An 18,367-nucleotide genomic window follows, 5' to 3' on the forward strand; every position below is an offset into this window, starting at 1 on the left:
AACGCTATGTATGCAATTGTAGAAATAGCAGGGCAGCAATTTAAGGTTGCGAAAGACCAGAAGGTTTACGTTCATCGTTTAAAAGAAGAAGAAGGAAAGAAGGTTTCTTTTCACAATGTTCTTCTCCTTGAAGATGGTAAAAACGTAACTGTTGGCGCCCCGGCTATAGACGGCGCTGCTGTAGAGGCAAAAGTCGTGAAGCACCTCAAGGGTGACAAAGTTATCGTCTTTAAAAAGAAAAGGCGAAAAGGGTATCAGAAGAAAAACGGGCATCGTCAGTTTCTCACTGAAATCCAGATTGAAGGTATTATTGCCAAGGGTGCTAAAAAGGTAGAGGCCAAGAAAGAGGCTGCTCCCAAAAAAGAAACTCCGAAGGCTAAAAAGGAAACTGCTCCGAAAGCTGCAGCTCCCAAGGCTAAAAAGGAGGCACCGAAGGCTAAAGAGACTAAAAAGGCTGCTCCTGCCAAAAAAGCAGCTCCAAAAGCAAGTGCTGATCTGAGCAAGAACACGGTTGCAGAGTTAAAAGCAATGGCAAAGGCAAAAGGCCTTGAGGGATATTCTTCTATGAAGAAAGCAGAACTCATCGCCGCATTAAGTAAATAATAAAGGAGATCACTCCGCTAAACATATAGAATTATGGCACATAAAAAAGGTGTAGGTAGTTCCAAAAACGGAAGAGAATCAGAGTCGAAACGACTCGGAGTTAAGATCTTTGGCGGCCAGGCTGCTACTGCCGGAAATATTATTGTAAGACAAAGAGGAACCAAGCATAATCCCGGTGAGAATGTTTACGCAGGGAAAGATCATACCCTGCATGCGAGGGTTGATGGTCTGGTAAAATTTGAGAAAAAGGCTGGAGGTAAATCCTATGTTTCCATCGAGCCTTTTGATGCCTAGATGTTCTAAAAAACATAATAAAAAAAAGCTCTTGAGAAATCAAGAGCTTTTTTTGTGCTGAAAACTACCAGCCGATTAATATCTGTAATAATCCGGCTTATAAGGTCCGTTCTGCGGCACTCCAATATAATCTGCCTGTTCCTTGTCTAGTTCTGTAAGCTCAGCTCCTAATCGGGCTAAGTGCAATTTGGCTACCTTTTCATCCAGATGTTTTGGAAGCATATACACTTTGTTTTCGTACTTATTGCTGTACTTCCAAAGTTCTATCTGAGCCAGCGTCTGATTGGTAAAGGAATTGCTCATCACAAAGCTCGGATGCCCGGTAGCACAACCCAGGTTGACCAATCGGCCTTCCGCCAGTACAATGATGTCTTTTCCGTCTATTGTATACTTATCTACCTGTGGTTTAATCTCGTCCCTTGTGTTTCCATATTGAGAATTCAACCAGGCCATATCGATTTCATTGTCGAAATGACCAATATTGCAGAGAATAGCCTTGTCCCTCATGGCCCTGAAATGCTCCTCCCTGATAATATCTTTATTTCCGGTAGCCGTTACTATGATATCGGCCGTTTTTATCACCGATTCTAACTTTTTAACTTCATATCCATCCATACACGCCTGCAGGGCACAAATAGGATCGATTTCCGTCACGGTAACAATAGACCCTGCCCCTCGGAATGAGGCTGCAGTTCCTTTCCCGACATCCCCATAGCCAGCTACTACGACTTTTTTCCCGGCTAACATGGTATCCGTTGCTCTTCTAACTGCATCTACTGCACTTTCTTTGCATCCGTATTTATTGTCGAATTTCGATTTGGTAACGGAGTCGTTCACATTGATGGCCGGCATAGGAAGGGTCCCATTTTTCATCCGTTCGTATAAACGATGTACCCCTGTGGTGGTTTCTTCAGACAGGCCTTTGATTCCTGGAGCTAATTCGGGATACTTATCCAGAACCATATTCGTCAGGTCCCCTCCATCATCCAGAATCATGTTTAGTGGTTTCCTATCCTCTCCAAAGAAAAGAGTCTGTTCAATACACCAGTCGAATTCTTCCTCATTCATCCCTTTCCATGCGTAAACAGGAATACCGGTTGCGGCTATAGCTGCTGCAGCCTGATCCTGTGTTGAAAAGATATTACAGGAACTCCAGGTAACTTCTGCCCCTAGAGCAATAAGTGTTTCGATCAACACGGCAGTCTGAATCGTCATATGCAGACATCCGGCTATCCTTGCCCCTTTCAGAGGTTGATCTTTTTTGTATTCTTCCCTAAGCGACATAAGTCCGGGCATTTCTGCCTCCGCCAGTTCTATTTCCTTTCGTCCCCATTCAGCCAGAGAAAGGTCTTTAACTTTGTATGGCACATACGGTACAGTTTTAATGCTCATCTCTTTTTTTATTTTTACTTTCGTTAGCACGCGGTAACCCGCATTTTTTGGACCTCAAAGATAGTGATAACTTAAAAACTCCCATGCCCCTTTACAAAACAATAACAATAAATCCAGGGATTCGAATACATATCTGGAAGATATCAGAAGAGGAAGATGCACTGGCCGAGGGGATCACTTTAACGCCGCATTGTAATGAACGATACCGGGGGATGAAGTCGGAACTTCACCGAAGGGGATTTCTAAGCATCAGGCATCTGATGGCTGAAGAAGGTTATACCGATCAGGATTTGTACTACGACGACCTGGGAAAACCACACTTAAAGGATGGATCGTTTATTTCCATAACCCATTCCTATCAATTTACCGGAATAATCATCAGCAATAACATACCTGTAGGTATTGATATCGAGAAACAAAGAGAAAAGATCCTGAAAATTGCCCATAAGTTTACCCCTATTGAAGAATACGGTTCCTTTTCGGACCCTCACGCACTGATGAGAAAACTAACGGTGGTCTGGGGTGCCAAGGAATCCCTTTATAAAATCAATTCAACTATTGGACTCAGTTTCCTTAAAAATATAGATATCGATGATTTTGAAATGGATAGTGGGAAGACCACCGGATTGATACACCTCAATGGTGCCTCATTCTATTTTAAGGTCCGTTTTCTTGAATTTGAAGGATTTACCTGTGCCTATGCCATGCAGATAAAGTCTGAGGGTTCAGAAGAGTATTTAATCCAAAACACTAAAGATAGCCGATGAATATTTCAGTTGAACTTACCCTTAGTCCGCTGCAGGATCAGTTTGAAGAGCCTGTCATAGCCTTTATAAAATCGCTCAGAGCCTCAGGCCTGCAGGTAATTGAAAATCCGTTGAGCACACAAGTATACGGGCCCTATGATGAGTTGATGAACCTTATCCAAACCCATTTAAAAGAAGCCTTTGAGTCGTTTGATAATGGCTTGCTTTTTATGAAAATTGTAAAAACGGATCGCAGCGATTATGAACCCCATTTCTGATTTTTTCCTCGATCCGTACTTGGGGAGGGAGCCTTACCTGATTGTACTTGAAGCTATCGCTTTTTTTTTCGGGATTGCCAGTGTTGTCTATGCTAAAAAAGAGAATATCCTGGTATACCCTACCGGTCTGGTGGCTACCGTAATTACCGTCTATCTTTTTTATGTCGATGCACTTTTCGGTGACATGATGATGAATTTTTACTATTCTGTTATGAGCATTTATGGCTGGTGGAATTGGGCCAGGGTGAAAGGCAATGAAAGAGTAGTACACATTACCAGGACGAATACCAGGGAAAAATTAATAGGTTTCGGGCTATTTCTGATGACCATGGGCGTTACATACGGGGTCTACAAGGGATTCGGCACCCTGCTTGAAGGCGCTAATTACATCGATATCTTTACTTCGGGCGTATTCTTTACCGCCATGTGGTACATGGCGAATAAAAAACTGGAGAACTGGACCCTCTGGATTTTCGCAGATATTATTACCGTTCCCTTATATGCTTATAGAGGATGGGGTATGCTTTCTCTTCAATATCTTATCTTTACCATCCTGGCCGTTCAAGGTTATTTAGCATGGAAGAAAGACTTAAACAAATCCCTTCAGACGTTGTAAAAATAGTATTGTTTGGCCCCGAATCCACTGGTAAGACTACCCTTTCACAGCAATTAGCCTCCTATTACAATACGCTCTGGGTTCCGGAATATGCCAGGGAATACCTGCAGAATAAATGGGACAGGGAACATAAAACATGTGAACCACATGACCTTCTTCCTATTGCTGAGGGACAAATACGATTGGAAAATGAGTATACTAAAAAAGTAAAGGATCTGTTGATTTGCGATACCGATCTGCTTGAAACAAAAGTTTACTCAGAGGCGTATTACCTGGGCTATACAGATCCAATTCTCGAAAAATATGCCCTTGAAAATCAATATGATTTGTATCTTCTAACCTACATTGATACTCCCTGGGTTAAAGATGATCTCAGAGACAAACCGGATGAAAGAGAGAAGATGTATTTATATTTTAAGGATACCCTTGAGAAGTACAACAGAAATTTTGTTATTTTAAAAGGGGAACCAGAGAAGAGACTTAAGATAGCCATAGAGCACATAGACCAAATATTAGCGAATGATTGAATTTACTCAAAGGGATATAAGGCAGTTAGAGGAAAAAGGAATCAGCAGGAAAACGGTAGAAGCCCAGATACGGACCTTTGTAGAAGGCATCCCTTTTATCAACCTCCATGGTCCTGCTGTTGTAGGGGATGGTATATTGAAAACCGATGCGAAACAGGAAAAAAGATTGGTGGAGAAATTCGAAAGTTCACAGTCCAAGCTCTCCCTGCTGAAGTTTGTTCCTGCCTCCGGGGCAGCATCCAGGATGTTTAAGTCGCTTTTCAACTTTTTCGACACTTACAAACCTGATAAAGAGCGTTTCTCTTCATATGTGGACCGAACAGAACAAAAGGAAATAGGGGAGTTTTTTGAGCGAGCCACTGAACTTCCATTTTATGAAATGGTTTTAAAGCGCATTGGGCAAAAGAATCTATCTGAGGATAGCTCGAAATACACCTTCGTAAAAGAATTGTTGAGTGAGGAAGGATTAAATTATGGATTTTACCCCAAGGGCTTACTGCCTTTTCACAAATACAAAGACCATCTGGTGACCCCTTTTGAAGAGCATCTTTTAGAAGCTGCCTACTATGCCAGGTCTAAGGACAAAGCCTTTCTCCATTTTACTATTTCAGAACAACACCAGACTCTTTTCAACACTGAACTAAAGAAGGTGGGAAAACGGGCGTCTGAAAGGACAGAAACCAATTTTATAGTAGACTACTCTTATCAGAGTCAGGCTACAGATACCATTGCCGTCACTCCCGATAATCAGCCTTTCAGAAATGAGGATAATTCTGTGCTGTTCAGACCGGGGGGGCACGGAGCATTAATCCAAAACCTCGATCAGCAGGATGCGGATATTATCTTTATTAAAAATATCGACAATGTAGTTACGCGCGACAAATGCGAGGAGATAGCAAGATCGAAAAAAGTACTGGCCGGCGTGCTTCTTGAACTGCAAGAGCAGATTTTTAGTTTTTCAAACATCCTCGAGGAGCAGACCATGGACGGGAATACACTGGATGAAATAAAATCATTTCTTGAAAACGATCTCAATGTGCGCTTTTCTGAAAATTTCTCAGGATTTACCCTGGGTCAGCAGATAGAGATCCTGAAGGATAAGCTCAACAGACCTATACGCGTTTGCGGGATGGTAAAGAATGAGGGTGAACCCGGAGGTGGTCCGTACTGGGTTAAGGACAGAAATGGAAATATAAGTTTGCAGATCGTTGAATCTGCCCAGGTCGATCTCAGCCATGAACAGCAGACGGCTATCTTTAAAAAAGCAACACATTTTAATCCTGTAGATCTCGTTTGCGGAGTAAAGGATTTTAAAGGGAATAAGTTTAACCTCATGAATTACGTGGATGAGAAGCAGGGGTTTATCACCCGGAAAACAAAAGAGGGAAAAGAACTCAAGGCACTTGAGCTTCCCGGACTATGGAATGGCGCTATGGCCTACTGGAATACAATTTTTGTAGAAGTACCATCCTCTACCTTTAATCCGGTGAAAACCGTGAACGACCTACTAAAACCTGCGCATCAGGTGAATTAGTGAAGGATACCCCTTTAAATTTTAGCAATATTCCGAATTGAGTACTTATCTTTGCCTTATCTCAAAGGGGTGCCTGTGGAGTTTTTCTTCCCTGAGGAACAAAACAGGCTGAGAGTATACCCAATGAACCTGGGCGGGTAATGCCGCCAAGGGATCCGGATTTTATAAAAAAAGTTCCGGACTTGAGAAAGAATCAGACCCATGTTCGACTCTTTCCAAATGGGTATCAAATAGTTTTAGAAATCATTAATTGAATAATAACCCCTTTTATTCATAAAGCAAAATGAATGAAAAGAGGAATTATTTTTTCAGTAATCATCGGAACTCTGGGAATGGCCTTTGGTCAGGAGCAGGCGAAAGACACCACCCTGGCCAAAGAAATTATCCTGGATGAGGTATTGGTTTCATCCGTAAGGGTAACCAAAGAATCACCCGTAACCTTCTCTAATATTACCAAGGCAGAATTAGCACCCAGGAACCTGGGTCAGGACATTCCTATTCTTTTGAATTTTCTTCCTTCTGTTGTAACTACTTCCGATGCGGGAGCAGGAGTGGGATATACCGGTATAAGGGTAAGGGGGAGCGATGCCACACGGGTGAATGTTACTATTAATGGTATTCCGTATAACGATTCAGAGTCTCACGGTACTTTCTGGGTGAATTTGCCCGATTTTGCCTCATCTACCGAAGACCTGCAGTTACAACGAGGTGTTGGAACTTCTACTAACGGCGCCGGCGCCTTTGGAGCTAGCCTCAACCTGCTTACAGATGCCGTATCTGAAGAAGGATACGCACAACTGGCTACCTCCTATGGGAGTTTTAATACCATGAGGAATAATGTAAAGTTTTCCACAGGCTTGCTCAATGAGACCTTTGAATTTTCAGGCCGACTCTCGAGGATCATTTCTGATGGGTACATAGACAGAGCTTCTTCTGCCCTTGATTCCTATTTTCTGCAAGGTGCCTTCAGGGACGGGAATACACTTGTAAAGGCCTTGCTTTTCGGCGGGCATGAAATTACCTATCAGGCTTATTTTGGTATAGATGCCCAAACCCTGGCCACGGATCGTAGATTTAATCCAGCAGGACAATATACAGATGAGAATGGAGAGACCAGGTTTTATGAAAACGAAGTAGACAATTATAAACAAGACCATGCTCAACTCCACTGGAATCAGAATCTGGGGCAGGGCTGGAATTCAAGTTTAGCCTTTCATTATACCAGAGGGAGAGGATATTTTGAGCAGTACAGGGAAGATGATGATTTTGACACCTATGGCTACGATGCCATTACTGTTAATGGAGAAACTATAACTGAAACCGACCTGGTGAGGAGGAGATGGCTCGACAATGATTTCTATGGCACGGTGTTTTCGCTGAATAAGGATTTTGAAAAAACAAAGTTTATCCTTGGAGGAGGATATAACCTGTATGAAGGAGACCATTTTGGGGAGGTAATTTGGGCCCGTTTTGCACCAGAAGCCGATATCAGGGATCGGTATTATGACGATAATTCAAGAAAAACTGATTTTAATGTGTTTGCAAAGGTGAATCATAAATGGAATGACAGATGGAGCTTTTACGGGGATCTGCAGTTGCGCTCCGTTGCGTATCAAGCCAATGGGAATGAAACCGGACTTGTAGACGACACTTTTAATTTCTTCAATCCGAAAGCCGGACTGACTTACGATCTGGATACGAATAACAATTTTTACTTTTCCTGGGCTGTGGCTAACCGCGAACCAAACCGAAATGATTACGAAAATGGCAACCCAAAACCGGAACGCCTCAATGATCTGGAGCTTGGCTGGAGGTTGGTCACTCCTGATATTCAGATCAATACAAATCTCTTTTATATGAGATATAAAGATCAGTTAGTTCTAACAGGGGAATTAAATGATGTAGGGGCGCCACTAAGGGCAAACGTTGGTGATAGTTACCGCCTCGGTTTGGAGATTGATGCGGCTCTGAAGCTCGGAAACTCCTTTTTATGGCAACCCAACCTGGCCTTAAGCACAAACAAAAATATAGACTATGTCTTTCAAAGAGATGGGATATTGGAGGAATTGGGAAATACGAATATCTCTTATTCCCCGGGGCTGGTCATAGGAAACCGGATTGCTTATCAGCCAAGTTCAGATTTTACACTGGCATTGCTAACTAAATATGTTGGGAAACAGTATATGGGGAATATTGATGCCGCTTCATCGGTGCTGGAAGCGTATTCTCAAACCGACTTCAATGTATCGTATGAGATCAAACCGGGGGAATTGCTGAAAAGGATAGTCTTGTCAGCCCTGGTAAATAATATCTTTGATGCCAAGTACGTGTCTAACGGATATTTTTTCACATTTGATGACGATTTTACCAATCCCGGAACCATTACAACTATTGAAGGTGCAGGGTTTTATCCCCAGGCCGGGATCAATGCACTTATAGGGGTACAATTGGAGTTTTAAGTGTTCGTTTAACGAAAAGGAGGATACAGTGGAGGTCAGTTGCTGATCACAATAATATTTCCGCTTTGGGATGCCTGGTATTCCAGCATATTGTAATACCTATTCCCGTCATCAGGTATTGAGAATTGTTGTCCGGTAAACAGACTGTATTCAAATCCCTCACAGCTGCATGTAGCTGTCTGGCCGCTTAATTCGGTAGTAGAACAGGGACTTGGGGAATGATTGGGACAGCTGGCTTCGAAGACCCTGTAGGTGAATCCGGTATTCATCACAAATACTCCCCGGATTCCAACACCCTGTGCACCAATATAAACTGCATTACCGGCGTTGGTAAGCGGACTATAAAGAGGGAGATTGAGGTTGATCTCAAACCGAAATCCTATTTCCTGTAAATAAGGGTTTCTTTGTCCCTGATCATTATTACAAGCGAGCAGGAAAATAAACAAAAATAGGAAACGAACAGATCTCATAGGTCTTCCACGAATTGGATGATACTGCAAAATTGATCAAAAAATCTGTATCTTTGACCATAATCCTCTCTAAAATACACCCACAGCAGGGTGGAAGATGCAGGGGATTTTCTATTTATAAAATGAAGACGATATGAGTAATGTATCTTATTACACCGCCGAAGGACTAAAGAAATTGAAGGAAGAACTCAATCATTTAAGGGATATAGAACGCCCTAAAGCCTCGCAAGCGATAGCAGATGCGAGGGATAAAGGTGATTTATCTGAAAATGCCGAATACGACGCTGCCAAGGAAGCGCAGGGTCACCTCGAGTTGAAAATAGCTAAATTGGAAGAAACATTGGCCAATGCACGTCTCATTGATGAATCTCAATTGGATACTTCCAAAGTATTGGTATTATCTACGGTTAAACTCCGCAATAAGCAAAATGGAATGGAGATGAAGTATACCCTTGTGGCCGAAAGCGAAGCAGACCTTAAGTCGGGAAAGATATCCGTGACTTCACCCATCGGGAAGGGGCTACTGGGCAAGCAAGTAGGTGATACAGCAGAGATCAGTGTACCTAATGGGACATTGAAATTTGAAATATTGGAGATCAGCAGGAACTGAGGAAGAAAAATATTTATCTTTAATCCTGTCATTTCTAAGGCAGGATTTTTTTTCATTAATACTCAAACTATGCCAAGCATTTTCACCAAAATCATCTCAGGCGAAATTCCCAGTTACAAAATTGCCGAAGACGAGAATTATTTTGCCTTTCTGGATATTAATCCCAACGCAGTGGGGCATACCCTTTGTGTTCCTAAGAAAGAAGTTGATAGATTATTCGATCTGGATGAAGAGACCTATACAGGACTGATGAATTTCGCGAGGAAAATAGGTATCGCTCTGGAAGCAGCTATTCCCTGTAAGCGTGTAGGCATGACGGTAATAGGCCTTGAGGTCCCACATGTTCATGTACATCTCATCCCCCTGCAGAAGATGGCTAATGCCACTTTTCAGGAAAAAGTTACTCTGACAAAGGATGAATTTGAAGAAGTAGCTAAAAAAATCAAAGTACATCTTTAAACATTCCGGTATAGTACATATATACCAGAGCAACCGATACTGCGAGTAGGAGAAAAATTAGCCAATAGCTTAATTTAGTAAGTTTTGTCCTGCTGGGTTCAGGGATAACCATTTTTTGAAAATACTCAAAACTTCGCTCAATATCCTCCGTCCACGATACGGGATAAATAACAGAGCCGCAGGTAAGACAGCGTATTTCCTGACTTATTTCTCCGGTTGTTCTGTTGTAAAACCGACTTATAATATGCTTTTGAAAAAAGGTTAGTTTCAGCTCCTGGTTAAAGCATTCAGGGCAATTGTTTGTCAGATCTGCCTCCTTTATTATATCCAGTTGTTCTTTAGCCATAACTATGAATTTATCAGTAATGATATTTGCATAACAGTTCCCTGCTTACTTGATGTAAGGACCTTTATTTTTCCTTTGTGATATTCTTCTACGATACGTTTTACCAGAGAGAGTCCAAGGCCCCACCCCCTTTTTTTAGTAGTTACACCAGGTTCAAAAATGGTCTGAAAACTACTTTTGGGGATTCCCTGTCCGGTATCTGAGATCAGAATATTTACGTATTTGCCATCCGGGATGATTTCAAGAGAAATGGAACCCTTGCCCTTCATGGCATCAATTCCGTTTTTCACCAGATTTTCTATAGTCCAGTTATAAAGGGCACTGTTGAGCATAATAGGCAAGGATTCAACACGCGAGTTAAATGTATACCGAATGAGGCGCGAACTTCTCATTTGCAAATATTCAAAAGCCTTTTTTGTTTCCTCCACAATATCGAGAAGTTCTAGCTTGGGGAGTGAACCAATATTGGAAAACCTTTCTGTTATGGTTTGAAGACGATCAATATCTTTCTCAATTTCTTCGGTTATTGCACTATTGAGGTTTTCGTTCTTAAGGAGCTCGTTCCAGCCCAGGAGGGAAGTTAGGGGAGTACTGATTTGATGAGCAGTTTCTTTGGCCATCCCGGCCCATAATTTATTCTGTTCTGAGGCCTTGTTGGTTTTAAAGAAAAAGAAGATCACCGCTCCAAAAAGCAGGATAATCAAAAGGAGCGCAATAGGATAGTATTTCAATTTATTAAGCACTTCCGAATTGCCGTAATACAAAGTAGCCAGGGTCTCCCCGTCGTATGTAATGGCAATAGGGTTATTTTCGCTTTTAAACTTTGCGATTTTCTGCTGAATCCCCAAAGAATCCGACTCCATTTCCACGGGCATATTATTGGTTTTAACAGAGCCATCCCTGTTGACAAGGATCATTGGAGTTGACGTATTATTCTGGAATATTTTAACATGCAGATTACCCAGATCACGGTCTTCAGAAGATTGAAGTAATTCGGATTGTGCAGTGGCCCAGATCTCCATTTTATATCGTTCCTCCTCCTTGAATTTCTTAAAAAAACTATTGGTATTCCACAGTATAAGGCTTACGATAACAAATGATGCTATCAGCAGAAAGAAATTGGAGAATTTGTTTTTTGGATTAAATGCCATCCTTTAGAAACGTGCATTAAAGATAACTTAAATTGATGTCAAATGTTGTATCAGACAAGGCTGTCTCGCTTAAAAATTGCCTACAATTTATGTACCTTTGCCATCTATGTCTGAAATGGTAAGCCTGAGCCCTTCAAAACTTCCAATACCTGAACTACACAGCTATTTATTAGGTGCTGTAGGACCCAGGCCCATTGCGTTTGCCAGTACCATAGACGAGGAAGGGAGGCCAAATTTATCCCCCTTTAGTTTTTTTAATGTCTTTAGTGCAAATCCGCCTATACTCATATTTTCACCAGCGAGGAGGGTGCGTGACAATACAACAAAACACACTCTGGAAAATGTGTTGAAAACAAAGGAGGTTGTAATTAATGTAGTGGATTTCAACATGGTGCAGCAAATGTCCCTGGCCAGTACTGAATACGAAGAAGGGGAGAATGAGTTTGTAAAAGCAGGCCTATCCATGGTTGCCTCTGAAGAAGTGAAGCCTTTCAGGGTTGGGGAATCCCCTGTGCAGTTTGAATGTCGGGTGATTAAAGTTGAGCCCCTGGGTGAAGGAGGTGGAGCCGGAAACCTTGTTTTTGCTGAGGTCGTCAGATTACATTTAAAAAAGAATATCCTCGATGCAGATGGGGGAATCGACCAGCATAAGATCGATCAGGTAGCCCGAATGGGAGGAAACTGGTATACCCGCGCAAATATGGGTATGTTTGAAGTGCCTAAACCTATTCGCTCCAAGGGAATGGGGGTTGACAAGCTTCCCGATCATATCAGGAATAGTACAATTTTAAGTGGCAATGACCTTGGCATGCTCGGAAATGTGGAGGCGATGCCTTCAGAACAGGAGATAGAGGCATTTATAGTGGAGAATCCCGGGATCAGGGATTTAAATAAACAAAATAAGGGTGAACTCATCCACAAAAAAGCAAAGGAATATTTAATGAAGAATGAAGTGTCTTCCGCATGGAAGGTACTCATGTTAACACAATAGTTATGGAAATACAAGGTAAAGTAAAAATGATTGATGAAACCAAAACCTACGGTTCTAATGGTTTCAGGAAAAGGGAATTGGTGGTAACAACTGAAGAGCAATATCCACAGCACCTGATGATTGAGTTTGTACAGGATAAAACCGATTTATTAAATGCTTTTAAGGAAGGAGACCTGGTAAAGGTGAGCATTAACCTGAGGGGAAGAGAATGGGTAAACCCACAAGGGGAAACCAAATATTTTAACTCCATCCAGGGATGGCGCATTGAAAAAGTAAGTGCTGAATCCGAATCACAGGAAATTCCTCCTGTCCCACCAATGGATGCCTTTGAGCCAGCAAATGAGCTTAATGAAGAAGACCACGACGATCTGCCCTTTTAAATAGGAGTAAAATTCTGCCCGGTAACTTTTTATACCCTGAGTTTCATTGAAGAATAAAAACAGGCCGATTACATTTCTGGACGACAGGCTGGTCTTTCCCCCCGTTGAGATGGCTAACCCGGAAGGTTTGTTGGCCGTAGGCGGGGATCTTACGCCTGAACGACTCATCCTGGCATATAGAAACGGGATTTTTCCCTGGTTCAATGAGGATTCCCTTATCCTTTGGTGGTGCCCCGATCCGCGGATGGTCTTGTTTCCCTCAAAGGTCAGGATCTCTAAAAGCATGCGGAATACTTTAAACAGGGGCCATTTTACAATCACAAAAGACAAGGCGTTTGAAAAGGTGATACAAGAGTGTTCTAATGCTCCAAGACCGGGGCAGCAGGGAACGTGGATAACACAGAAAATGATTGAGGCCTATGTTCAATTGTTTAAAAAAGGGATTGCACATTCCTATGAAGTCTGGCAGGGAGAAAAACTTGTAGGGGGTTTATACGGATTAGACCTCGATCATGTCTTTTGTGGTGAAAGCATGTTCAGTAAAGAAAACAACGCTTCAAAATGTGCCCTTATCCATATGTGCAGGGAGTTGGATAAAGAAAACTATTCTTTGATAGATTGCCAGTTGCACACGCCTCATCTTGAAAGCCTGGGGGCAGAATTGATGCCCAGAGCGGATTACCTCTCCATTTTAAAGGGATAAAATAAGGGAAGAATTTAAAAACAATACCGGATGGGTGTTTCTTGTGTAGTCCTCAAGCCTGTATTCAAGTCCGGCCTGAAGCTGCACTTTTTCTTCCAGCAGCCAGCCCAGAGCAGCTGTAAAACGCTGGTCGTATTGGGCGCCTCTACTACTTGCTACACTGAGAAGAGCTTCGGTATTCAAAATGAGGTAAGCTTCATTGATATCCACTTTTTCACCCTCCAGAGGAAAATCAAGAGTAAACCTGTACCTGAAACGATGTACTGTGACATCCGGAAAAAAACGTTGCTCTGTACGCCAGCGGTGTCCGTATCTCACTACCATAGGACGGGAAGTTGTATTTAGTTGCTGGGTAAATCTTAATTCATTAGTCCGGGTATTGTCAAAAAGTTTGCGAAACCGGTACATGAGCCCAGCTCCAAAACTCGTATTCACGCCCGTCTTAAAATTGGAGAAATGTGAAATATCGAAGTTTCTTCCCTCCAGTTTAAACTTATCCTCCCGATAGATGAAATTCCTGCTACTTAGAGTGAAATTGTGGGAATAAGAGGAGGTAACATTATAATTGAGCGCAAGCTGTGGCTGAAGATAGAAAAGAAAGGATTCCTGAGACAAAACCAACTGAGCACTCAGTATAAAAACAAGAATAAAAAGAGTTCTAATACAGGATGTGGTCATAATTAGGAGGTAGTGACTTCCTTCGGGATATAAAGACGCCGTCGGAGTTAAAGAGGTATTCGTATTCTTCCCGACCTGCATCAGTCTTACAGAAAACAACCATTTCATAGTTGATATAGGGGAGGATAAGATTCTGGAAGGCATCCTTGATCACTTTTTCCATATGTTGCTTTTCTGTTACGGGGTACTGTTGTTGTAGTCTTCGGATTTTAAAATTCGTACAGTTGCCCTCGAGATAATCTGAAACTGATGAGAAAACGTCTGTTGGGATATCTACTTCTTTAATCAGTACTTCAATGTCTTCCAATTCACCTTCCGAATTAAATTCAACACTGTAATGCAGTCGGTCTTTTTTAAATTTAACTTCAAAGCTGATGGTTGCGCTATCTATCTCCTTGTAGAATCGCAGTCGGCGGGCATCTTTAATCTGATCCTCTATTTGTTCCAGGGCATTTTGAGGAAATTGGGATTTCCTGATCCGGAATTCCCTTTCGTACTTTGCCTGGGCAAAAGCAGGGGAACAACATAAAAAAGAGAGGGCCAGAATAAGAAAACTATATTTCATCATATCGGAAACAACTGCTAATGTGATCATTGACCATGCCTGTTGCCTGCATATGGGCGTATATCACGGTACTCCCAACAAATTTATACCCTTTAGCCTTCATATCTGCACTAATCGTATCTGAAAGAGCAGTTTTCGCCGGAATTTGTGATTCATCATCATAGCTGTTTTTTAAAGGAGTATGATTGACAAATCCCCAGATATAATTGCTGAACGACCCAAACTCCTTTTGCGTATTTAGGAAGGCTCTGGCATTGCTAACGGTGGCATTTATCTTTAGTTTATTACGGATAATACCTGCATCCCCGAGCAGGGAGTCTATCTTTTGCTGTTTGTAATTTGCAATTTTATGGTAGTCAAAATCATCGAAGGCTTTTCGGAAGTTCTCTCTTTTATTAAGTACTGTGATCCAGCTGAGTCCCGCCTGAAAAGTTTCCAGGATCAGGAATTCGAATAATTTGGCATCATTTTTTACCGGTACTCCCCATTCCTCATCATGGTATTTGATATAGCGTTCGCTACCCAGGCACCATCCACATCGTACTTTGGTCATAGTGAAATACTTTATTCTTAAAGATAAAGGGAAAATTTAAAAGTATTACACGAAGATTATTGATTTAGTGTATTTTGAGGGATACCTGAATTATGCCGGATAAAAAGAACCGGCCTGCCATTCCCTTTATTGTAAAAGGATGGCAGAACCGGTATCAGAGAACAAACACTTATTTTGTTAACTCCCCAGCCGTTAATGCATCTTCTAGGTACGCATCGACGGTCTTGAAGTTTCTGAAGAATTTTCTCCCATCCGTTCTTTTAAGGGTCACTCTGGTATCTCCTTCATCAGTGTAGGCGTAATCTACCACTTCTACTTCTTTGCCGTAAACGGATTTAAGGTTTGCAATTCCACCTCTTTTAATGATAAAGTTCTTTCTGGGAAAGAGCACGTATCGATATTGATCTGCAACGGGCTCACTGATAGTAAATACAGTTCCTTTTTCAATAGAAGTTTGTTGTGTTTGCTGTGCCTGCAGTGCTAAACCTCCGCCAAGGAAGCATAGCGAAATTAATAATAGTCGTTTCATGGTTATTAGTTTTGTTGTTCCCTCAAAAATAAAGAAGATTCGCTTACTAGTCAAGTAATACTATTGTTAAAAAACAGTTAAACTATTAGTATATGATAGTATTACTATTAAATTTGTCCTCGTTAAATGAATTTTTATGAAACGTTTGTTGCAGGCCATCAAGATAGAAGTGAATCAGAATACATATGTGAAAGACCCGGAATCGTCCGATTTGGGGAAGCGTATTGTGGAGCACAGTATTCTTATGATCCATGAATTAGGTTTCGATTCTTTTACCTTCAAAAAACTGGGAGCCAGCATTGGATCTAATGAGAGTTCCATCTATAGATATTTTGAAAACAAGCACAAATTGTTGCTTTACCTAACTTCCTGGTATTGGGGATGGCAGGAGTACCAATTTGTTTTTGCCACCAATAGTATAGCCGATCCTTCAGAAAAATTACGCAAGGCGATTGAGGTTATAAGTAAACCCGTGGTCCTTGATGATTCCTTTGCCCACATCAATGAAGTACTTCTTAATGATATTATCATAAATGAATATTCCAAATCGTACTTAACCAAGGAAGTAGATACAGAAAACAAGGAAGGTTATTTTGAGATTTATAAAAGAATGGTTTTGAGGATCAGTGAGATGATCCAGGAAGTGGATCTCAACTATGCGTATCCCTTAAGCCTTGCCAGTACAGTTTTGGAAGGATCGCTTCACCAGTATTTTCTAACACAACATTTCCCATCCCTGACCAATTGCAATAAAAAGGTAACACCTACAGACTATTTTACACATTTGGTTTTTAATTCTCTTAACAAGTAGTATATGGCAAAGACCGTACTCACGGCCTGGCAGCGATTGCTGGGACTTTTGAAGTTGGATAAAAGGGACATTTTTCAGATTTTTTATTACGCTATTTTTGCAGGGCTGGTGAACTTATCGCTTCCCCTGGGGATACAGGCTATTATCAACCTGATACAAGGTGCCCAAATCAGCACTTCCTGGATTGTCCTCGTTATTTTAGTGACTCTGGGGGTTGCTTTTGCTGGGATATTACAGTTGATGCAAATCAGGATTATTGAAAATGTGCAGCAAAAGATTTTTACAAGGTCTTCTTTTGAATTCGCCTACCGATTCCCCAAGATAAAACTGAGTGAACTCAGGAACCTCTATCCGCCGGAATTGGCCAATCGATTTTTTGATACACTTACCGTACAGAAGGGCCTTGCTAAAATACTGGTCGATTTTCCGGCAGCCTTACTTCAGATCATATTTGGACTAATGCTGCTCTCATTTTATCACCCTTTCTTTATTATTTATGGTTTTTTGCTCCTCCTCCTGATCTACTTTGTCTTTAAGTTCACAGCTCAGAAAGGATTAGAAACGAGTCTGGAAGAATCTGAAAACAAATACAAAGTAGCCCATTGGTTACAGGAAGTTGCGAGGTCGATCATCAGTTTTAAACTTTCTGGTAAAACCAGCCTGGCCATGGAAAAGAACGATGTGCTTGTGGAGAAATACCTGGAAGCACGAGAGAGCCATTTCCGGATCCTGGTCATCCAGTTTATCCAGATGATCGGATTTAAGGTGCTGGTGACGGTCGGACTTTTACTGATAGGTGGGATTCTTGTTCTTAACCAGGAAATGAATATCGGGCAATTCGTAGCTGCAGAGATCATCATTCTGTTAGTAATCAACAGTGTTGAAAAACTAATTCTGGGTCTGGAAACTTTTTATGACCTGCTCACCTCCCTTGAAAAATTAGGTCAGGTTGTTGATAAGGATCTTGAACCTGTAAATGGAGAACGCCCGTTTGGAGAAGAGGATTCATTTGATGTGGAATTAAAGGAACTTAAGTATAATGTTCCCGGCACAAACAAGCCTATTATTGATAATTTATCCCTGATGATCACTCCGGGATGTACGATCCTGATTAAAGGCGACAGCAGTTCGGGAAAATCTACCTTGCTAAGACTCATTGCAGGTATTGTAGAGCCCGATCAGGGGGCCATATACGTTAACAATGTTTCCTTGAAATCGATCTCCCTTAACTATTACAGATCCCATATAGGTCAGTCCCTTACGGAGGAAAGTCCGTTCGAAGGCAGCATCCTGGAAAATATCACCTTCGGAGACACCTCGGTAACTGAAGAAGAAGTATACTGGGCGCTCGATAAGGCCGGGCTTACCGAATTTGTAAAAGAACAACCTATGGGGATCAGGACGATGCTCTATCCTGAAGGACAACAGATTCCTTATGTAGTATCGAGAAAGATTGTGCTTGCCCGGAGTATTGTGCGCAAGCCCAGATTGCTTATTCTAAAAGATCCTCTTGATCATTTTAACCCAGACGAGGCAGATCGGATTATCGATTTCTTAACCGACAGGTCTAATCCCTGGGCCCTGGTCGTGGTTAGTCAGAATTCCCGTTGGATGAAAAAATGTACGCGGATCATCACTATGAAGAATGGTAAAATAATTAATGAAAGTTAAA

Annotated in this window: 23 protein-coding genes and 1 riboswitch; of the genes, 15 read left to right on the top strand and 8 right to left on the bottom strand. The window is 41.6% G+C overall.

All coding sequences use genetic code 11. The annotated features are described in order from the left end of the window. The first annotated feature begins 6 nt into the window (after positions 1-6). Complete coding sequence (rplU, locus tag AB8P51_RS07505; protein ID WP_369748175.1) at positions 7-603, top strand: 50S ribosomal protein L21; 597 nt, start codon at positions 7-9, stop codon at positions 601-603. A 33-nt stretch (positions 604-636) separates the two neighbouring features. Further along, positions 637-897 carry a 50S ribosomal protein L27 gene (rpmA, locus tag AB8P51_RS07510; RefSeq protein ID WP_369748176.1) on the top strand — a complete coding sequence of 87 codons (261 nt, stop codon included), beginning with the start codon at positions 637-639 and terminating at the stop codon, positions 895-897. Between the two features lie 75 nt (positions 898-972). Here rpmA and ahcY read toward each other — a convergent pair whose 3' ends face one another. Further along, complete coding sequence (ahcY, locus tag AB8P51_RS07515) at positions 973-2,289, bottom strand: adenosylhomocysteinase (protein WP_369748177.1); 1,317 nt, start codon at positions 2,287-2,289, stop codon at positions 973-975. Positions 2,290-2,336: 47 nt separating this feature from the next. Between ahcY and AB8P51_RS07520 the strand changes: the two genes are divergently transcribed. The 6 genes from AB8P51_RS07520 to AB8P51_RS07545 all read left to right on the top strand — a co-directional run bounded on the left by AB8P51_RS07520 (position 2,337) and on the right by AB8P51_RS07545 (position 8,449). Next, positions 2,337-3,056 (top strand): 4'-phosphopantetheinyl transferase superfamily protein, encoded by a 720-nt coding sequence (locus tag AB8P51_RS07520; RefSeq protein ID WP_369748178.1) that lies wholly within the window; start codon positions 2,337-2,339, stop codon positions 3,054-3,056. Continuing rightward, positions 3,053-3,313: a thiamine-binding protein gene (locus tag AB8P51_RS07525; protein ID WP_369748180.1), complete on the top strand. Its 261-nt coding sequence runs from the start codon at positions 3,053-3,055 to the stop codon at positions 3,311-3,313. The genes AB8P51_RS07520 and AB8P51_RS07525 overlap by 4 nt, the downstream gene beginning before the upstream one ends. Further along, a complete protein-coding gene (pnuC, locus tag AB8P51_RS07530) occupies positions 3,297-3,929 on the top strand; it encodes a nicotinamide riboside transporter PnuC (protein WP_369748181.1) in 633 nt (210 codons plus the stop codon). The genes AB8P51_RS07525 and pnuC overlap by 17 nt, the downstream gene beginning before the upstream one ends. Next, on the top strand, positions 3,890-4,456 hold the full coding sequence (locus AB8P51_RS07535; protein WP_369748182.1) for an AAA family ATPase: 567 nt from the start codon (positions 3,890-3,892) through the stop codon (positions 4,454-4,456). Before pnuC ends, AB8P51_RS07535 begins: the two co-directional genes overlap by 40 nt. Continuing rightward, positions 4,449-5,990, top strand: coding sequence for a DUF4301 family protein (locus tag AB8P51_RS07540; protein ID WP_369748183.1), 1,542 nt, complete (start codon positions 4,449-4,451; stop codon positions 5,988-5,990). Before AB8P51_RS07535 ends, AB8P51_RS07540 begins: the two co-directional genes overlap by 8 nt. 55 nt (positions 5,991-6,045) lie before the next feature. Next, a riboswitch (TPP riboswitch) is annotated at positions 6,046-6,161 on the top strand. Positions 6,162-6,277: 116 nt separating this feature from the next. Continuing rightward, positions 6,278-8,449 carry a TonB-dependent receptor gene (locus tag AB8P51_RS07545; RefSeq protein ID WP_369748184.1) on the top strand — a complete coding sequence of 724 codons (2,172 nt, stop codon included), beginning with the start codon at positions 6,278-6,280 and terminating at the stop codon, positions 8,447-8,449. Between the two features lie 35 nt (positions 8,450-8,484). Here AB8P51_RS07545 and AB8P51_RS07550 read toward each other — a convergent pair whose 3' ends face one another. Further along, positions 8,485-8,919: a hypothetical protein gene (locus AB8P51_RS07550; RefSeq protein WP_369748186.1), complete on the bottom strand. Its 435-nt coding sequence runs from the start codon at positions 8,917-8,919 to the stop codon at positions 8,485-8,487. A 133-nt stretch (positions 8,920-9,052) separates the two neighbouring features. Here AB8P51_RS07550 and greA point away from each other — a divergent pair, with 133 nt between their 5' ends. Further along, positions 9,053-9,529, top strand: a complete 477-nt coding sequence (gene greA, locus AB8P51_RS07555) for a transcription elongation factor GreA (protein WP_369748187.1) — start codon at positions 9,053-9,055, stop codon at positions 9,527-9,529. Between the two features lie 69 nt (positions 9,530-9,598). Further along, positions 9,599-9,988 (top strand): HIT family protein, encoded by a 390-nt coding sequence (locus AB8P51_RS07560; protein WP_369748188.1) that lies wholly within the window; start codon positions 9,599-9,601, stop codon positions 9,986-9,988. On the opposite strand, the gene AB8P51_RS07565 is transcribed toward AB8P51_RS07560, so the two are convergent. Then, positions 9,972-10,334, bottom strand: a complete 363-nt coding sequence (locus AB8P51_RS07565) for a hypothetical protein (protein WP_369748189.1) — start codon at positions 10,332-10,334, stop codon at positions 9,972-9,974. The genes AB8P51_RS07560 and AB8P51_RS07565 overlap by 17 nt on opposite strands. Positions 10,335-10,336: 2 nt before the next feature. Continuing rightward, positions 10,337-11,485 carry a PAS domain-containing sensor histidine kinase gene (locus AB8P51_RS07570; RefSeq protein ID WP_369748190.1) on the bottom strand — a complete coding sequence of 383 codons (1,149 nt, stop codon included), beginning with the start codon at positions 11,483-11,485 and terminating at the stop codon, positions 10,337-10,339. Positions 11,486-11,600: 115 nt separating this feature from the next. Here AB8P51_RS07570 and AB8P51_RS07575 point away from each other — a divergent pair, with 115 nt between their 5' ends. Genes AB8P51_RS07575 through aat form a run of 3 tightly spaced genes read left to right on the top strand, consistent with a single transcriptional unit; the run spans position 11,601 to position 13,559 of the window. Continuing rightward, the gene (locus tag AB8P51_RS07575) at positions 11,601-12,476 is read left to right on the top strand and encodes a flavin reductase family protein (protein WP_369748484.1); all 876 of its coding nucleotides are present in this window, start codon (positions 11,601-11,603) and stop codon (positions 12,474-12,476) included. A gap of 2 nt (positions 12,477-12,478) precedes the next feature. Then, the gene (locus AB8P51_RS07580) at positions 12,479-12,856 is read left to right on the top strand and encodes a DUF3127 domain-containing protein (protein WP_369748191.1); all 378 of its coding nucleotides are present in this window, start codon (positions 12,479-12,481) and stop codon (positions 12,854-12,856) included. Positions 12,857-12,902: 46 nt separating this feature from the next. Then, the gene (gene aat, locus AB8P51_RS07585) at positions 12,903-13,559 is read left to right on the top strand and encodes a leucyl/phenylalanyl-tRNA--protein transferase (RefSeq protein WP_369748193.1); all 657 of its coding nucleotides are present in this window, start codon (positions 12,903-12,905) and stop codon (positions 13,557-13,559) included. Here aat and AB8P51_RS07590 read toward each other — a convergent pair. The 4 genes from AB8P51_RS07590 to AB8P51_RS07605 form a co-directional block, all read right to left on the bottom strand. Beyond that, entirely contained in the window at positions 13,548-14,237 is a 690-nt protein-coding gene (locus AB8P51_RS07590) for a DUF2490 domain-containing protein (RefSeq protein ID WP_369748194.1), read from the bottom strand. The genes aat and AB8P51_RS07590 overlap by 12 nt on opposite strands. Then, complete coding sequence (locus tag AB8P51_RS07595; RefSeq protein ID WP_369748195.1) at positions 14,218-14,832, bottom strand: hypothetical protein; 615 nt, start codon at positions 14,830-14,832, stop codon at positions 14,218-14,220. The genes AB8P51_RS07590 and AB8P51_RS07595 overlap by 20 nt, the downstream gene beginning before the upstream one ends. Then, entirely contained in the window at positions 14,792-15,355 is a 564-nt protein-coding gene (locus tag AB8P51_RS07600; RefSeq protein ID WP_369748196.1) for a DNA-3-methyladenine glycosylase I, read from the bottom strand. Before AB8P51_RS07600 ends, AB8P51_RS07595 begins: the two co-directional genes overlap by 41 nt. 169 nt (positions 15,356-15,524) lie before the next feature. Continuing rightward, the gene (locus AB8P51_RS07605) at positions 15,525-15,884 is read right to left on the bottom strand and encodes a hypothetical protein (protein ID WP_369748197.1); all 360 of its coding nucleotides are present in this window, start codon (positions 15,882-15,884) and stop codon (positions 15,525-15,527) included. A gap of 136 nt (positions 15,885-16,020) precedes the next feature. Here AB8P51_RS07605 and AB8P51_RS07610 point away from each other — a divergent pair, with 136 nt between their 5' ends. Both AB8P51_RS07610 and AB8P51_RS07615 read left to right on the top strand, forming a co-directional pair. Beyond that, positions 16,021-16,695 carry a TetR/AcrR family transcriptional regulator gene (locus AB8P51_RS07610; RefSeq protein ID WP_369748198.1) on the top strand — a complete coding sequence of 225 codons (675 nt, stop codon included), beginning with the start codon at positions 16,021-16,023 and terminating at the stop codon, positions 16,693-16,695. Between the two features lie 3 nt (positions 16,696-16,698). After that, the gene (locus AB8P51_RS07615) at positions 16,699-18,366 is read left to right on the top strand and encodes a peptidase domain-containing ABC transporter (RefSeq protein WP_369748199.1); all 1,668 of its coding nucleotides are present in this window, start codon (positions 16,699-16,701) and stop codon (positions 18,364-18,366) included. The last annotated feature ends 1 nt before the right edge of the window (position 18,367 follow it).

The sequence above is a fragment of the Muriicola sp. SD30 genome, assembly GCF_041205185.1.
Taxonomy (GTDB): Bacteria; Bacteroidota; Bacteroidia; order Flavobacteriales; family Flavobacteriaceae; genus Muriicola.

Bases quoted from the DNA above. Each gene is read 5' to 3' on its own strand.
- rplU (WP_369748175.1), top strand. From the start codon at position 7: ATGTATGCAATTGTAGAAATAGCAGGGCAGCAATTTAAGGTTGCGAAA.
- rpmA (WP_369748176.1), top strand. From the start codon at position 637: ATGGCACATAAAAAAGGTGTAGGTAGTTCCAAAAACGGAAGAGAATCA.
- ahcY (WP_369748177.1), bottom strand. From the start codon at position 2,289: ATGAGCATTAAAACTGTACCGTATGTGCCATACAAAGTTAAAGACCTT.
- AB8P51_RS07525 (WP_369748180.1), top strand. From the start codon at position 3,053: ATGAATATTTCAGTTGAACTTACCCTTAGTCCGCTGCAGGATCAGTTT.
- pnuC (WP_369748181.1), top strand. From the start codon at position 3,297: ATGAACCCCATTTCTGATTTTTTCCTCGATCCGTACTTGGGGAGGGAG.
- AB8P51_RS07535 (WP_369748182.1), top strand. From the start codon at position 3,890: ATGGAAGAAAGACTTAAACAAATCCCTTCAGACGTTGTAAAAATAGTA.
- AB8P51_RS07540 (WP_369748183.1), top strand. From the start codon at position 4,449: ATGATTGAATTTACTCAAAGGGATATAAGGCAGTTAGAGGAAAAAGGA.
- AB8P51_RS07545 (WP_369748184.1), top strand. From the start codon at position 6,278: ATGAAAAGAGGAATTATTTTTTCAGTAATCATCGGAACTCTGGGAATG.
- AB8P51_RS07550 (WP_369748186.1), bottom strand. From the start codon at position 8,919: ATGAGATCTGTTCGTTTCCTATTTTTGTTTATTTTCCTGCTCGCTTGT.
- greA (WP_369748187.1), top strand. From the start codon at position 9,053: ATGAGTAATGTATCTTATTACACCGCCGAAGGACTAAAGAAATTGAAG.
- AB8P51_RS07560 (WP_369748188.1), top strand. From the start codon at position 9,599: ATGCCAAGCATTTTCACCAAAATCATCTCAGGCGAAATTCCCAGTTAC.
- AB8P51_RS07565 (WP_369748189.1), bottom strand. From the start codon at position 10,334: ATGGCTAAAGAACAACTGGATATAATAAAGGAGGCAGATCTGACAAAC.
- AB8P51_RS07570 (WP_369748190.1), bottom strand. From the start codon at position 11,485: ATGGCATTTAATCCAAAAAACAAATTCTCCAATTTCTTTCTGCTGATA.
- AB8P51_RS07575 (WP_369748484.1), top strand. From the start codon at position 11,601: ATGGTAAGCCTGAGCCCTTCAAAACTTCCAATACCTGAACTACACAGC.
- AB8P51_RS07580 (WP_369748191.1), top strand. From the start codon at position 12,479: ATGGAAATACAAGGTAAAGTAAAAATGATTGATGAAACCAAAACCTAC.
- AB8P51_RS07590 (WP_369748194.1), bottom strand. From the start codon at position 14,237: ATGACCACATCCTGTATTAGAACTCTTTTTATTCTTGTTTTTATACTG.
- AB8P51_RS07595 (WP_369748195.1), bottom strand. From the start codon at position 14,832: ATGATCACATTAGCAGTTGTTTCCGATATGATGAAATATAGTTTTCTT.
- AB8P51_RS07600 (WP_369748196.1), bottom strand. From the start codon at position 15,355: ATGACCAAAGTACGATGTGGATGGTGCCTGGGTAGCGAACGCTATATC.
- AB8P51_RS07605 (WP_369748197.1), bottom strand. From the start codon at position 15,884: ATGAAACGACTATTATTAATTTCGCTATGCTTCCTTGGCGGAGGTTTA.
- AB8P51_RS07610 (WP_369748198.1), top strand. From the start codon at position 16,021: ATGAAACGTTTGTTGCAGGCCATCAAGATAGAAGTGAATCAGAATACA.
- AB8P51_RS07615 (WP_369748199.1), top strand. From the start codon at position 16,699: ATGGCAAAGACCGTACTCACGGCCTGGCAGCGATTGCTGGGACTTTTG.